Below are 14,052 nucleotides of genomic sequence, written 5' to 3'. Positions count from 1 at the left end.
GAGGTGGTGGGGTGGACACCATCCGGATCCGGGGAGCGAGGCAGCACAATCTGAGGAACATCGACATTGATCTTCCGAAGGGGAAACTCGTGGTCATCACCGGACCCAGCGGCTGCGGGAAATCCTCGCTCGCCTTCCACACCCTCTATGCGGAGGGACAGCGGAGGTATGTGGAATCCTTGTCCGTTTATGCGCGGCAGTTCCTCGACCAACTGGAGAAGCCGGACGTCGATTCGATCGAGGGTCTCAGTCCGGCGATCGCCATCGAGCAACGTGGCGGCGGGCTGAACCCGCGCTCCACCGTGGCGACGGCGACGGAGATCTATGACTACCTGCGCGTGCTGTGGGCGGCCGCGGGCGTGCCGCATGATCCGCTGACCGGTGTCCGGCTGCAGAAGATGGGGCCGACGGACATCGTGGCGCGGCTGGCCGGACTGCCGGAAGGCACGAAGGTGATCCTGCTGGCACCGCTGCCGAAGGAGGAACTGGGCGAGCCGGTGCGTCTGCTGGGGGATCTGCAGCGGCAGGGTTTCATCCGCGTGAGGGTGGATGGGGAGGTGCTGGAGATGGAGGAAGCGGCGAAGAACTGGCCGGAGCTGCCCTCCGCCGTGGAGATCGTGGTGGACCGCTTCGTGATCCGTGCGGGTGTGGAGTCGCGGTTGGCGGACTCCGTGGAGACCGCGCTGCGTCTTTGCGGGAGCGAGGCGCGGGCAACCGTCCAGGCATCGGACGCGGATGCGTGGAGCGACCTTTCCTTCCAGACCTCCTACCGGAATCCGGAGACGGGCTTCACCGTGGGCGAGCTGTCGCCGAAGCACTTTTCATTCAACTCGCACTTGGGCGCGTGTGACGCCTGCGAGGGGCTGGGCACGGAGATGTTCTGTGATCCGGCATTGCTGCTGGGTGAAAAGGAACTTCCGCTGCTGAAGGGCGGGATGAAGGGATGGTGGAAGGAGAAATCCCAGCGTGACGGACAGTTCAAGCGGGAGACGACCGCGTTGCTCGCCCAGTATGATCTACAGGAGAGTTCGACATTTTCCAGCCTGCCGGAGGAGGTGAGGCGCGTGCTGCTGGACGGCGGGCAGCTCGTCACCGGATGGAAGCTCGGCAAGGAGAAGAAACCGCAGACGAAGCGATTCGAAGGGCTGACCGTCGAGGCGATGCGGAAATACCGCGAGGCTTCCAGCGAGGCGGTGCGCCGGAGGCTGGCGCGGGTGATGGCGCACCGGCCCTGCCGGGTGTGCGGAGGCAGGAGGTTGAAGCGTGAGTGGCTCGCGGTGCGGATCGGGGGGGCGGATGACCGCTGGCTGGGCATCCAGGATTTCTGCGCGCTGGATGTGGCCGGGGCGGTGGAGTGGCTGGAGGGATTCCAGCCGGATCCGTCGAAGGCGGAGGTATGCAGGCGGCTGGCGGATGATGTGCGCTCGCGCCTTTCCTTCCTGTCGGAGGTGGGGCTGGACTATCTCACGCTGGACCGCACCAGCGGCACGCTTTCCGGCGGGGAGGCGCAGCGCATCCGGCTGGCGACCCAGCTCGGCGCGGGCTTGTCGGGAGTCTTGTATGTGCTGGATGAGCCGAGCATCGGCCTGCATGCGGCGGACACCGCGCGGTTGGTCGGCGCGCTCACCCGCCTGCGGGATCTGGGGAACACGGTCATCGTCGTGGAGCATGATGAGGAGATCATCCGCGCCGCGGACTGGGTCATCGACATGGGGCCGGGCGCGGGTGCGGGCGGCGGGCTGGTGCTGGCGGAGGGACTGCCGGATGGCATCGCATCGCCCACCGGTGAGTGGCTGCGCGGGAAAAAGATCTCCGTTCCGCCCGCACCATCCTCGCTCGGTCTGGGGGAGTTGGTCATCCGCGGCGCGCGGGAGCACAACCTGCGGAACATCGATGTGAAGATCCCGCTCGGCAGGCTGGTGTGCCTCACCGGTCCAAGCGGCAGCGGAAAGTCCACCCTCGCGGATGACATCCTCCGGCGGGTGTTGATGCGGCATTTCAACGGCTCCGGTGAGATGCCCGGAGCGCACGATCGCATCGACGGGCTGGACCAGATCGAGAAGTGCGTGGTGGCTGACCAGTCACCCATCGGCCGCAGTCCGCGCTCGAACCCGGCGACGTTCACCGGCGCGTTCGATCTGGTGCGGGATTTGTTCACGAAGCTGGCGCTGTCAAAACAACGCGGCTACGGCCCGGGACGTTTCAGCTTCAACGCCGCGGGTGGCAGGTGTGAGCGCTGCATGGGCAACGGACGCCTCAAGATCGAGATGCATTTCCTGCCGGATGCCTGGGTCGTCTGCCCCGGGTGCTTCGGAAAGCGCTTCAACCGCGAGACGCTGGAGATCACCTACAAGGGCAAGTCCATCGCGGATGTGCTGGAGCTGGCGGTGAGCGATGCGCGCGTGTTCTTCCGGCCCATCCCGAAGCTGCACAAGATTCTGGAGATCCTGGAGGAACTCGGCCTCGGCTACCTGAAGCTTGGCCAGCCCGCGAACACCCTCTCCGGCGGGGAGGCGCAGCGGCTGAAGCTGGCCGTGGAACTGGCGAAGCCCCAGGCACCCCACACGCTCTATCTCTTCGATGAACCGACGACCGGCCTGCACTTCGGCGATGTCGAGAAACTGCTGGCCGCCTTCATACGGTTGCGGGATGCCGGGCACAGCGTGCTGGTGGTGGAGCACCAGCTCGACGTCATCGCCGCGGCGGACTGGGTCATCGAGCTGGGACCCGGCGGCGGCAAGCACGGCGGCAGCCTTGTCAGCGAGGGACCGCCGGAAAAGATCCGCAAGGACAAGGCATCTCCGACCGGGAAAGCCCTCGCCCGGATGTCACGATGACGGGCGTAGCGAAGGTCGTGAGACCTTCGGCTGGATGCGCGTCTTCCCTCTTCCGTAGCGGAATGGCTGCGCCATTACTACGATGACCATTTCCCGAACGGGTCCGGCATCCGCGTCCAATGATCCGGCCCCGCGGCGAATTCCTGATCCGAAAGCAACGCGCCATCGAGCAGGCCTTCGAGGCGTTCCCGGTCGAGACCCTGCCCGATGAGGACGATCTCCTGCCGCCGGTCCCCCCACGGCTCCCTCCACGACCGCCGGAGCGTCTCCCGGGAGCCGGGATCCGACGGCCGTTGCTTCTCAGGCACCGCCGCCCAGAACAGTCCCGCATGCTGGTTGCGGGCGAGCGCTCCGGCCTGCGACCAGAACCCGGCGTGATCCGGCCGGGAAGCCAGCCAGAAAAGTCCCTTCGAGCGGATCACACCGGGCCATTCATGGTTGATCAGGTCATGGAAACGCGCGGGGTGGAACGGACGGCGGCGTTCATAGACGAAGTTGCCGATGCCATACTCCTCCGTCTCCGGCGTGTGGTGCACCAGCGAATCCAGCCAACCGGGGAATGTCTCCGCTTCCGCCTGCGAATAAAGGCCGGTGCCGAGGATCTGGTCCGGGGGGATTTCCCCATGGGAAGTCTGGATCACCTTCGCCCGCGGGTTCAGCGCACGGACCATCCCCTCCACGGTGGAGAGTTCCCCGGTGGTCACGCAATCGGTCTTGTTGATGACAATGAGGTTCGCGAACTCGATCTGATCCGCCAGCAGATCCACCAGCGTGCGCTGGTCCTCCCCGCCGATGGCCTGGCCACGATCCTCCAGACGTTCGCCCGAGCCGTAGTCCCGGAGAAAGTTCGGCGCATCCACCACGGTGACCATGCAGTCGATCTCCGCCACATCGGAAAGCGAGCGGCCCGCTTCATCCGTGAAGGTGAATGTCTCCGCCACGGGCATCGGTTCGGAGACGCCGGTGGATTCGATGAGCAGGGCATCGAAGCGCCCTTCGCGCGCGAGCCGCGAAACCTCCAGCATGAGATCCTCGCGGAGCGTGCAGCAGATGCACCCGTTCGACATTTCCACGAGCTTTTCCTCGGAGCGGGACAGTGCCGCATCCCCCCGCCGCACGGATTCCGCGTCCACATTCACTTCGCTCATGTCATTGACGATCACGGCGACTTTCCTCCCGGCACGGTTGTGGAGGATGTGGTTGAGGACGGTGGTTTTTCCAGCTCCGAGGAATCCGGAGAGGATGGTCACGGGAAGTTTCGGCATGGTCTTCATGGGATCGGTGAAAGCTGTTTCGGGCGGGGCGGGGAACCGGCAAGGGCGAGCGTCCACCACCGGAGGGCGGCTGAAGGGGGGAGCCACGGTTTCCCTTTGGGCAGCCGCCTGATGGTTCTCCATATGCCGTCCCGCCATCCGGGCGGGAATTGCGAGGCGATCCATTCCTCGTAGCGGACCAGCCAGCGCAACAGCGGCTGGAATGCTTCCCAGCGCTGTGACGGGCAAGCGGAGGGAGCGTCATGCCGGCCGGGGACCGGAGGATGGCTGGAGGTCCACAGGGTGATGAGCTTCCGGTCACGGCAGAAGATGCAGCCACATTGACCGGAAGGGGAGGTCCAGGAAGCGACGGTCCCATGAAGCTCGACCAAGCCATCCTCCCACTCCGCGGAATAGCAACTGGTCCCCTGGAGGCCGGGGGATGGACGGCGGACCAGCCCGAAGCGGACCAGCGCGTTGCCATCCGGGTGGCGGACGTCATGCCCCCAGAAGATCATCTGCTGGGCCAGGCCGCGGGCAGCATCGGCCAGGTGGATGCGGGATTGTGATTCGGACATGGGGTGCCGGAATCTCTAATAACGCAAATAAAATGCAATAGTAAAAATGAGACGGAAATTGCGAGGGCATCAACGGTTTGCCGGGGCGGGCGGATTTCCACCGCCACGCCTTCGGAGTGTCACCCTGGCTGGAATGGCGCGATGGGCTGTTCCCCCCTTACCTGGCGGGGGAAGAAAGAATCCTCCGCTCGATGTCCGCGATGACTTTCTCCGACTGGATCATCATCGGGTGGGCGGGGATGTTGAAGGCGACGTTCTCCGCCCTCTCCCAGATGGAGTTTTCCGCAGGCAGGATGATCACATCCAGAGGCGTGCGGTAGGAAATGACGGGCATCTTCCCGAGGCGGTGTTCCGTGCGGGCGAGATCCGCGAGAAACTCGCTGCCGGCGCGCATCTGCACGGCTCCCTCGCTGGGGAAGGCCCATGCGGCGGCGGTGCCGTGGTGGGGGGACGAGATGGTGATGAAGGTGGCGCAGCGTGAGGCGCCACCGAGCTGCTGGAGGTAGTGCCGGGAAACCATCCCTCCCATGCTGAAGCCGATGAGGATGATCTTCTCATCCTTTCCGAAGGCTTCATCGATGTCCTTCTTCAGATGCTCCGCCAGGAAATCAAGGCCGCCGATGCCATCGTGGTGGATGAGCTTCGGGGCGATGCAGCGGATGCCGTGGCTCTCCAGCCGTGCCTTCATTTTCTTGAAACGCCTCCCATCCTCGAAAATGCCGTGGACGAGGACCGCGTGGGTGGCCACGGGTTTTACCAAGCCCGCCTCCCCTGCATGGACGGAGGACATGGAGAAGACGGCGAGGATCAGGGAAAGGAAGCGTTTCATGGGGGATTCAGCCGGGTGGCCACTGGAGCGGACGTCCGCCGAGAAGGTGGACATGGAGATGGGGGACCGTTTCACCACCGTGCGGGCCGTTGTTGATGGCGACGCGGAAGCCGGTGTCCACGATGCCCTCGCTGCGGGCGATGTTTCCGGCGGTGAGGAGGAGGTGGCCCAGCGTGGCGGCGTCCTCCGCCGTCGCGGCCGCGATCCGCGGGATGGGCTTGCGCGGGACGATGAGGATGTGGACCGGAGCCTGCGGGGAAATGTCCCGGAAGGCGACGCAGAGGTCGTCCTCGTGGACGATGTCAGCGGGGATCTCCTTGTCGCAGATTTTCTGGAACAACGTCTTATCAGCCATGCGGTGGAAGATTCTCACGAACCTGCTGGAGCGGCAAGAGGGAAGAAGCCACCCGGGAACCCGCGGGGATAAGTGACATATCTGTTTCTGTGTTTCGTTTCCGAAGTTGGCACGACAGGTGCTATTCCATGTTTGTCGCAAGACACAGGCGGTCCGACTGAGATGCTCAAGGGTTAATGGGTTTTTCCTTCGAGATGATCAGTCGGGCCGCTTTTCTTTTGGTCGCCATGACTGAGTAGCGAATTTCGTGAGAAATTCGGTGGGGTGGACCCACCACTCGCAAACCGGATCCGATCCCCGATGGGCTTCCCCCAGCCGGAAGTCTCACGACTTCCGCCCACCACATCGGCCCTGACGATCACATCCCTGCCGTTTTTGAACCTCACTTTGCCGGTTGCCGAACCTCCTCGACGATGCCACGCTTGCGCTGTGAAACATCGGATCGCGACCATCTTCGCTCTGCTCTGCCTGCCGCTCGTGGCACAGAACGAACCGCCCGCACCCGCACCTGCGGAAAACGCCGCCGCCGGCGGGGTTCCGGCGGATCTGCTGGATGATCCGCACGTGCTGGAGGAACTGGCGGTGAACGAATTCACCGCGCCATCCATTGCGAAACTTTTCGATACCCTCCAGTTCCTGATGCCGCTGCCCGTGGTGGAGACGGAGCGGAAATATCCACCCTCCACCCCGAGGGAACGGGCCGACCTGGCGATGGAGCTGGGATTCCTCATCGCGGATGGTTTCCTGGTCGTGCAGGCCGGCCAGATGGAGAAGGTGGAGGCGCTGGCCGCCGACCTCACCCGCTATGGCAAGGCGCTCGGCGTGGGCGACCGCGTGAACAGCCACGCGGCCAGCTTGCTGGAAAGCTCGAAGAAGCAGGAAGTGGAGCAGCTCAAGAAGGAGCTGGCCTCCACCCAGCGGGATGTCGTGCGGGAACTCATCACCCTGCGTGATGCGGACCTGGCCCATCTCATCTCCCTGGGAGGTTGGATCCGCGCGCTGGAGGTTTCCACCGTCGCCGTGGACAAGCAGTTTTCCCCGGAACGCGCGCGGAAGGTCATGCGTGAGGACATCGCGGACTACTACACGGAGTCCGTCGCCGGTCTGGAACCACGCATTTCGGAGCGGCCCAACTATACCCAGATGCGGGACATCCTTTCCGGCCTGCGCCATGCCATGGTCATCGAGGATGGCAAGGAACCGGCGAAGGAACAGATCTCGGAGATCCGGAAACAGGCGGCGAAGCTGGCGGAACTGGCACTGCAACGGCAGAAATGAGCAGCATGCCCGACATCCAGAGGGCGGCGGTGCTGGGGCTGGGGATCATCGGCTCCCGCGCCTTGGCCAGGCTCCGCGAAGCGGGTTGGCGGGTGAAGGCGTGGAACCGCACGCCGAAAGGCCTGCCGGATGAGGCGGCCACCCCGGAGGAAGCGATCGACGGCGCGCAGGTGATCTCCATCTACCTGAAGGACCGCGCCGCCGTGCGCGGTGTGATGGAGCGCATTTCCCCTTGCCTCAAGGAAGGACAGATCGTGCTGAACCACGCGACGGTGGATCTGGAGACCACCGGATGGCTGGCGGAGCGCTGCGCGGAACGCGGTGCCCGGTTTCTCGATACCCCGTTCACCGGGAGCAAGAATGCGTCAGCAGGCGGCCAGCTCGTCTACTACACCGGCGGGGACCCCGCGCTGGTGGCGGAGGTGGAGCCGTACCTCATGGTCACGGCGAAGTCCCTGCTGCCCTGCGGTGGCATCGGCTCCGCCACCGTGGTGAAGCTGGCGACGAACCTCATCTCCGCCTGCACGGTGCAGGCGCTCGCGGAGGCACTGGCCATCTCCGTGAAACATGGCGTCTTCGCGGAGGACTTCCAGCGGGCCGTGGCGCTCAACGCGCATGCCTCCGGTCTCAGCGCCATGAAGCTGCCGGGCATGGCGACGGGGGATTTCGACACCCACTTCTCCATGGCGAACATGTGGAAGGACAGCAGCTATGCCGTGACGCTGGCGGAGCAGGCCGGGCTGAACGCCCCCGCCATCCGCGCCGTCTCCGGCCGCATGAGGGAGCTTTGTGACGACGGCCTCGCGGATCTGGATTTCTCCGCGCTGGCGAAACCTTATCTTCATCCTGATCCATGAGCCGCTCTTTCCGTGTTGATCTGGGCTATCCCGCCATCCTTGAGTTCCGCGGGCCGGATGCCGTGCGCTTCCTCAACGGCCAGATGACCCAGGATGTGAAGCTGGCGACGCCGGATGTGGCGCTGCCCTCTTGCATCACCGACGCGAAGGGCAGGCTCCAGCACCGCGTCCATATCACGGCGATGAAGGAGGGGGTCATCTGGATCACCGCCCCCGTCGGCACCGCCGAGGAACTGGAGGCCCGCCTGACGAAATACCTCATCGCGGATGATGTGGAGGTCACGGACAACTCGGGGGAATACCAACTCTACCACCTTGTCGGGGCTCCGGCCCCGTCCGCCGGTCACTCGCTCGCCCGCAGGGCGAACCGCTACGGTGTGGAGGGCATCGACCTATGGGTGCCGGTGGACTATCCCATCGAATTCCCGGCCACGCTTCAGGCGATCTCCGCCGATGAACTGGAAACTTTCCGGGTCGCGAATGGTGTGCCCGCCTGGGGCAGTGAACTGGTGGAGGGCATGCTGCCACCGGAAGCCGCCCTCGAAGCCACGGATATTTCCTATCACAAGGGTTGCTACATCGGTCAGGAGGTCATCTCCCGCGTGAAAACCGCCGGAAAGGTGAACCGCAACCTCGTCCGGCTGGCAACCGCCGGGAACGTCCCCGTCGAGCCGGGTGACATCCTGGTTTCGGAGGAAGGCGACGAATGCGGCGCCATCACCAGCGTCGCTCCCATCGCCGATGACGGTCCGCGCAACCTGCTGGGCTATCTCAAGCGCACCGCGGACCGTGACGGGCTGCAAGTGAGGTCGCACGGCGATCTCCATCCCGTCAGCCTGCGGTGATGGATCATGCCCCGTCCGGGGCGGAAAGACAAAGCCCGCCGGGAGCCATGCTCCGGCGGGCTTTCTTCGTTCCGTGGGAGGACCAAAGGGTCCGGCGTGTGCTTATGGCTGGGCGTTCACGTAGAGTTCCGAACCTTTGGCCAGAACGGTGTTCTGCAACAGGTCGAGTCCGTTGAGTTCATTCAACCGGTCGATCTGCGTGCCGTGTTTGGCGGCGAATTCCCCGTAGGTCATCTCACCGTCGATGATGACGGATTTGATGGAGCCTTTCGCTGGTTCCTGACTGACAGGGGCTGGGCTGTCAGGAACTGCAGCGGGAGAGGGGGCAGCCGGGGTGGCGGGGTGGTTGGCCACCGGCATGATGTCAGGCGCCGGCTTGCTGGCGGCGGGTTTCTCCGCCGGGAGCTGGGACGCCTTTGCGACCGGAGCGGCGGCGGGTTTCCCCTGCAGGCGGACGAGCTGGCCTGCCCGCATGGCGGATGGCTTGATGTCCGGGTTCGCGGCGATGAGGGACTCCGCGGAGACCTTGTGCTTGCGGGCGATGCTGTAGAAGGTGTCACCGTCGCGGACCACGTAGGTGTCCCCTCGGTTGGCGGGAGCGGGAGCGGGAGCGGGAGCCGCGGCGGTCGCGCCGGTGTTGGCCGCGTGGGAGCCGGGGAGCTTGAGTTTCTGGCCGATCCTCAGCTTGGAAGGATCCTTGATCCCGTTGAGCCGGGCGAGCGCCTCCGGGGTCGTCCCCGCCTTGCGGCTGATTTTGACCAGCGTGTCACCGGCTTTCACGGTGTGCACGGCGGAGCCTGCAGCGGCCGGGGTGGTGGCGTTTTTCGCGGGAGCCGCGTTGGTGACGGCAGGGTTGACGTTCCCGGCCTTATGGGCACGGAGCTTGATGTTCTCCTCCTCCATGTGACGGAGTTTCGTGTTCTCCTCCTCAAGCTGGCGGATCTGGCGGTCCTGCTCGGTTACCAAGGCGCGGAGCTTCTCCAGTTCCGTGTTGGAAAACCCGAGGGGGGAGGCGGCGAGCATCGTGAAAGTGGTGAGCCACAGCGTGGTTTTCATGATTGGATGTTTTTCAAATTTGAACCCGGTCCGCAAGATTAATTTAATGAAAGTTAACTAAATTTTCAAAATTGACTGATGCGGATAAAAAAAGGCAACCCGGTGAAGGGTTGCCTTTATGGACGGGATGATCCCGGAATTTATTCGGGAAATCAGTTCGCGCGGCCTTGGTAGCTGTTGTCTTCGGTCTTCACGTTGATGCGCTCGCCGACGTTGATGAAGAGGGGTACCTGGACGACCAGGCCGGTTTCCATGGTGGCTGGCTTGTACACGTTGTTGGCGGAGTCGCCCTTCACGCCTTCGGAGGACTCGGCGACGGTCATGACCATGGAAAGCGGTAGTTCGACCGAAACCACGGAGCCGTCAGCGATGAGGAGGGTGTAGGACTGGCCTTCGATGAGGTAGTCCTTCACGCCTTCGATGAGGTCTTCGAAAACGATGGCGTCTTCGTAGGTGTTGGGGTCGAGGAAGTGGTAGCCGCTGCTGTCCTTGTAGGAATATTCGTGCGGGGTGCGCTCCAGGACGACGCCCTCGAGGGAGTCGTTCGAGGTCATGCGGAGGTTGAACACCTTTTTGGTGGCCACGCTGCGGATGGACATCTGCACGTAGGAAGCCATGCGCGGAGGCGTCTTCAGCTCGGTCTCGGTGACGAGGCAGACCTCGTTGTTGTGGCGGACGGCGTGTCCTTTGCGGAGGTTGATGGCGGGTACGCTTGGCATGGTTTCGGGCTGGAGGGATTAGGCGGGGAGGCCCGCCAGCGCAAGCCGAATGTGGCGGCGGCTTCCAACCGCCATGCGGCTTTCCAGTCTTTTTCCGGACCTCCGGGTATCGGTTTGGCGGTTGGAAACCGCCGCCACCTGTCAGCCCTGTGCCTTCACCCAGGCCGCGAGTTTCGCGGGCTCGTCGCCCTCCGCCCAGACATGGCGGAGGAAGTCCGCCGGGTGGATGCCACCGTGTTTCTGGAGGAAGTTGCGGTCACCGCCACAGGAGAACATCAGGTCAGGGTCCAGTTCGCCGCGGAGTTTTGCCTGCGCTTTCGCCAGGATGCGGGGGAAATAGGTCATGCCCTCCAGTTCGTCGCCGAAGCCGGGAACATTGTCGCGGGTGAGCACCTGGTCGCTGGAGCCGCCATTCTGGACGGTCAGGAAATAATCACGGCGGGCCGCGGCGATGAGGAGCGCGTCGGAAGCGCTCGGCTCACCTTCCTCGCAGAAGTCCTCCACGAAGTCGAAGAACTCCCGGGGCTTGTAGCCGAAGGAGGAGAGGAAAGCGAGGTCCTCCGGGGAGTAGTAGGTTCCGAAGTCGGTGTTGCCGCCGCGGTAGGTGGCCACACTGCGGTCGAAGAGGGCGAGAAATTGGTCGTTCCAGGTCATGGTGGAAGAAAGCATGGATTGATGGAGTGGAAACGGAAAGTTCAACCCTCCGCCTGGCGGCCCCGTTCGCAGGGGCTGATGGCGTCGATCTGTTCCAGCGCCGCATCATCGGGCGGCGTGGATTGCAGCGCATCGAGGCAGTCATCGAGCTGGGCGACGGTCCGTGCACCGATGATGGAGGAGGTGACCGCCTTGTTCCGCAGCGTCCACTGGATGGCCAGGTGGTGGAGCGGCGTGCCCTGTGCGGCGGCGAGGTCGCCCAACGCGCGGATTTTTTCCTGCTGGGCCTCCACCTGGGAACTCTGGAGAAAGCCCTCCGCCCGGGCGGCGCGGGAGCCTTCCGGGATGCCGTCGTAATACTTCGGCGTCAGCATGCCCTGGGCGAGCGGGCTGAAGACCACACAGCCGATCCCCTCCTCCAGCAGCCAGTCGAGGATGCCCTCGGATTCCGGCCAGCGGTTGAGGATGGAATACGGCGGCTGATAGACCAAGGTGCGGATGCCCATCTTCTTGAGGATCTTCACGGCCTTCTTCAGCTTCTTGAGCGGGTATTTCGAGATGCCGGCGTAGAGCGCCTTGCCGGAATGCACGGCGGTGGCCAGCGCGGACATCGTTTCCTCCAGCGGGGTGTCCGGGTCCGGACGGTGGGAGTAGAAGATGTCCACGTAGTTCAGCCGCAGGCGCTTGAGCGACTGGTCGAGCGAGGACAGCAGATGCTTGCGTGAACCCCACTCGCCGTAGGGGCCGTGCCACATGTGGTGGCCCGCCTTGGTGGAGATGATGAGTTCATCCCGGTGGGCGATGAAATCCTCCACCAGGATGCGGCCGACGTTTTCTTCCGCGGAGCCGGCGGGCGGGCCGTAGTTGTTGGCCAGATCGAAATGGGTGACGCCCCGGTCGAAGGCGCGGCGCATCATGCGGCGGGCTTCCTCGAAATCATCCACGTGGCCGAAGTTGTGCCAGAAACCGAGCGAAATGGCCGGCAGCAACAGACCGGACTTTCCGCAACGGTTGTAGGGCATGCGGCCATCGTAGCGATTCGGGTCGAACATGGCGCGGAGTCTGGATGGGGACGGAGGGCGTGCCAAGAAATAGATGGTGCCGGGTAGGGTGAGCAATCCTGGGCCTAAACGGCATTGCCGACTGGCGTGGAAGCTGGATCTGTCCCCGCGATGCCTCAGCCATGGGTTCCCATTGCAGCCGGGTAAGGAGGGAGGACACTCTTGTCCTCCGGCGGCATTGGCGAATGAAGTGAAAAGCGGAATGGTCCTGAAATTCCCTTTCCTATGCGTTCCGGTTGCAGCCGGAGGACAAGAGTGTCCTCCCTCCTTACGGTTGCGGCGTTACGCCCTCCGCATCGCGGCCAGGCGGGTGAGCAGCGGTGGATGGGAGTAGTCCAGCCAGACCCGGAGCGGGGCGGGGGTGGGATGGGAAAGATGGTCGGCGGAGAGTTTCTTCAGCGCTTCTTCCAGGGGGTGGTGGTCGCCGGTGACTTTTTTCGCATACGCGTCCGCCTCGAACTCATGCTTCCGTGACCATGCGTTGGCGAAGACGGAGAGGAGCTTCGAGACGGGCTCCAGCAGGATGCCGAACAGGACCAAACCCACATGCGGCGAGATCCGCTCAACCCCGAACGCGTCGAAAAGAAGGCGGGAGAATTTCCCCGTCGGATCCGTGGCGAGGCCCAGCAGGAAAAAAATGACCGCCATCTGGAGGATGCCGACCACCAGCCGCTGCTTGATATGTCCGCAGCGGAAATGGCCGATCTCATGGGCGAGCACGGAAAGCAGTTCCGGCTCGGAATGTTTCTCCATCAAAGTATCGAACAGTGCGATCTTCTTCCGCTTGCCCAGTCCGGTGAAAAAGGCGTTCGCCTTGGTGGAGCGCTTGGAACCGTCCATCACGAAGACGCCGTCCAGTGGGAACCCGCACTTGTCGCCGAGGGCTTCGATGGCCTGCTTCGTTTCACCCTCCGGCATGGGGGTGAACTTGTTGAACAGCGGCATGATGAGGGACGGGGCCAGGTAGGTGAGCAGGAGCTGGAAAGCCGTGACGATGGCCCAGGCCCACAGCCAGGCGTGCGGCACGTTGCCGAAGATCCACAACACCGCCGCGCCGATGGGCAGGCCCAGCACCACGGCGAGCAGCAGCCCTTTCAGCCGGTCCATGAGGAACACGGCGGGGGTGGAACGGTTGAAGCCGAATTTCTGCTCGATCACGAAGGTGCCGTAGATCTGGAAGGGCAGGGAGGCCAGCGACTGGCCGAGCATGAGCAGGGACAGGAAAATGAGTCCGGTGACCACCTCGTTGCCGCCCATGGAGCGGGCCACTTCGTCCAGCCAGTTGAAGCCTCCTGCCAGCCAGAAGACGAGCAGCACGACCAGCGAGGCCATGGATTCGACCAGATGGAAGCGGGAGTTCGCAATCAGGTATGCGCGGGCATTTTCCAGCTTGCCGGAGTCCATCACCCCTTCCAGATCGGCGGGAACCTTTGATGGGAATGATTTCAGGTTCAGGATGGTCGCCGCGAATTCCAACTTCCAGAGGGCGAAGAGGGCGATCATGATCGTGATCGTGAGAAAATTCCAGTCGGTCATTGGCGCGATGATGCACGCGCTGCCGGGTGCCGCAAGGGTGGGAGTGCCGCCAGCGGTGCTTTGGCGCGGGAGGGACGCGGTGATCCCGGTCCCATTTCCTGCACCGGAGGATGGTGAAAAACACCACGGAACCGCCCGGAAATGGGGAGATCCCCGGCTGGGATTGGGCATTGCGGCCCCGCGCGAATTGTTCC

General features: G+C 63.8%; 13 protein-coding genes. 4 read left to right on the top strand and 9 right to left on the bottom strand.

The window, feature by feature from the left end; genetic code table 11:
- Positions 1-11: 11 nt before the first annotated feature.
- Positions 12-2,837 (top strand): excinuclease ABC subunit UvrA, encoded by a 2,826-nt coding sequence (gene uvrA, locus KF712_11110; protein MBX3741533.1) that lies wholly within the window; start codon positions 12-14, stop codon positions 2,835-2,837.
- Between the two features lie 77 nt (positions 2,838-2,914).
- On the opposite strand, the gene zigA is transcribed toward uvrA, so the two are convergent.
- The 4 genes from zigA to KF712_11090 all read right to left on the bottom strand — a co-directional run bounded on the left by zigA (position 2,915) and on the right by KF712_11090 (position 5,852).
- The gene (gene zigA, locus KF712_11105) at positions 2,915-4,102 is read right to left on the bottom strand and encodes a zinc metallochaperone GTPase ZigA (protein MBX3741532.1); all 1,188 of its coding nucleotides are present in this window, start codon (positions 4,100-4,102) and stop codon (positions 2,915-2,917) included.
- A gap of 5 nt (positions 4,103-4,107) precedes the next feature.
- Positions 4,108-4,668, bottom strand: a complete 561-nt coding sequence (locus KF712_11100; protein MBX3741531.1) for a hypothetical protein — start codon at positions 4,666-4,668, stop codon at positions 4,108-4,110.
- 157 nt (positions 4,669-4,825) lie between these two features.
- Complete coding sequence (locus KF712_11095; GenBank protein ID MBX3741530.1) at positions 4,826-5,497, bottom strand: alpha/beta fold hydrolase; 672 nt, start codon at positions 5,495-5,497, stop codon at positions 4,826-4,828.
- A gap of 7 nt (positions 5,498-5,504) precedes the next feature.
- Positions 5,505-5,852 carry a histidine triad nucleotide-binding protein gene (locus tag KF712_11090; GenBank protein MBX3741529.1) on the bottom strand — a complete coding sequence of 116 codons (348 nt, stop codon included), beginning with the start codon at positions 5,850-5,852 and terminating at the stop codon, positions 5,505-5,507.
- A 429-nt stretch (positions 5,853-6,281) separates the two neighbouring features.
- Here KF712_11090 and KF712_11085 point away from each other — a divergent pair, with 429 nt between their 5' ends.
- Genes KF712_11085 through KF712_11075 form a run of 3 tightly spaced genes read left to right on the top strand, consistent with a single transcriptional unit; the run spans position 6,282 to position 8,832 of the window.
- Positions 6,282-7,130, top strand: coding sequence for a hypothetical protein (locus KF712_11085; GenBank protein ID MBX3741528.1), 849 nt, complete (start codon positions 6,282-6,284; stop codon positions 7,128-7,130).
- A gap of 5 nt (positions 7,131-7,135) precedes the next feature.
- Positions 7,136-7,987: an NAD(P)-dependent oxidoreductase gene (locus KF712_11080; GenBank protein ID MBX3741527.1), complete on the top strand. Its 852-nt coding sequence runs from the start codon at positions 7,136-7,138 to the stop codon at positions 7,985-7,987.
- Positions 7,984-8,832 (top strand): folate-binding protein YgfZ, encoded by an 849-nt coding sequence (locus KF712_11075; GenBank protein ID MBX3741526.1) that lies wholly within the window; start codon positions 7,984-7,986, stop codon positions 8,830-8,832. The genes KF712_11080 and KF712_11075 overlap by 4 nt, the downstream gene beginning before the upstream one ends.
- Before the next feature lie 102 nt (positions 8,833-8,934).
- Here KF712_11075 and KF712_11070 read toward each other — a convergent pair whose 3' ends face one another.
- From KF712_11070 to KF712_11050, 5 genes are all read right to left on the bottom strand, one after another.
- Positions 8,935-9,888, bottom strand: a complete 954-nt coding sequence (locus tag KF712_11070) for a LysM peptidoglycan-binding domain-containing protein (protein ID MBX3741525.1) — start codon at positions 9,886-9,888, stop codon at positions 8,935-8,937.
- 152 nt (positions 9,889-10,040) lie between these two features.
- A complete protein-coding gene (locus KF712_11065; protein MBX3741524.1) occupies positions 10,041-10,607 on the bottom strand; it encodes an elongation factor P in 567 nt (188 codons plus the stop codon).
- Between the two features lie 141 nt (positions 10,608-10,748).
- Entirely contained in the window at positions 10,749-11,261 is a 513-nt protein-coding gene (locus KF712_11060; protein MBX3741523.1) for a hypothetical protein, read from the bottom strand.
- 41 nt (positions 11,262-11,302) lie between these two features.
- Positions 11,303-12,283 (bottom strand): aldo/keto reductase, encoded by a 981-nt coding sequence (locus KF712_11055; protein ID MBX3741522.1) that lies wholly within the window; start codon positions 12,281-12,283, stop codon positions 11,303-11,305.
- Positions 12,284-12,604: 321 nt separating this feature from the next.
- Entirely contained in the window at positions 12,605-13,858 is a 1,254-nt protein-coding gene (locus tag KF712_11050; protein ID MBX3741521.1) for a M48 family metallopeptidase, read from the bottom strand.
- Positions 13,859-14,052 lie beyond the last annotated feature (194 nt).

This window comes from Akkermansiaceae bacterium (genome assembly GCA_019634595.1).
Classification (GTDB): Bacteria; Verrucomicrobiota; Verrucomicrobiia; order Verrucomicrobiales; family Akkermansiaceae; genus Luteolibacter.
Note: the sequence above shows the minus strand (reverse complement) of the source record. Positions and strands in the feature narration are given on the sequence as shown.

Coding starts and splice junctions, on each gene's coding strand:
- KF712_11050 (MBX3741521.1), bottom strand. CDS start 13,858: ATGACCGACTGGAATTTTCTCACGATCACGATCATGATCGCCCTCTTC.
- KF712_11095 (MBX3741530.1), bottom strand. CDS start 5,497: ATGAAACGCTTCCTTTCCCTGATCCTCGCCGTCTTCTCCATGTCCTCC.
- KF712_11075 (MBX3741526.1), top strand. CDS start 7,984: ATGAGCCGCTCTTTCCGTGTTGATCTGGGCTATCCCGCCATCCTTGAG.
- KF712_11100 (MBX3741531.1), bottom strand. CDS start 4,668: ATGTCCGAATCACAATCCCGCATCCACCTGGCCGATGCTGCCCGCGGC.
- KF712_11090 (MBX3741529.1), bottom strand. CDS start 5,852: ATGGCTGATAAGACGTTGTTCCAGAAAATCTGCGACAAGGAGATCCCC.
- KF712_11060 (MBX3741523.1), bottom strand. CDS start 11,261: ATGACCTGGAACGACCAATTTCTCGCCCTCTTCGACCGCAGTGTGGCC.
- zigA (MBX3741532.1), bottom strand. CDS start 4,102: ATGCCGAAACTTCCCGTGACCATCCTCTCCGGATTCCTCGGAGCTGGA.
- KF712_11055 (MBX3741522.1), bottom strand. CDS start 12,283: ATGCCCTACAACCGTTGCGGAAAGTCCGGTCTGTTGCTGCCGGCCATT.
- KF712_11070 (MBX3741525.1), bottom strand. CDS start 9,888: ATGAAAACCACGCTGTGGCTCACCACTTTCACGATGCTCGCCGCCTCC.
- KF712_11080 (MBX3741527.1), top strand. CDS start 7,136: ATGCCCGACATCCAGAGGGCGGCGGTGCTGGGGCTGGGGATCATCGGC.
- KF712_11065 (MBX3741524.1), bottom strand. CDS start 10,607: ATGCCAAGCGTACCCGCCATCAACCTCCGCAAAGGACACGCCGTCCGC.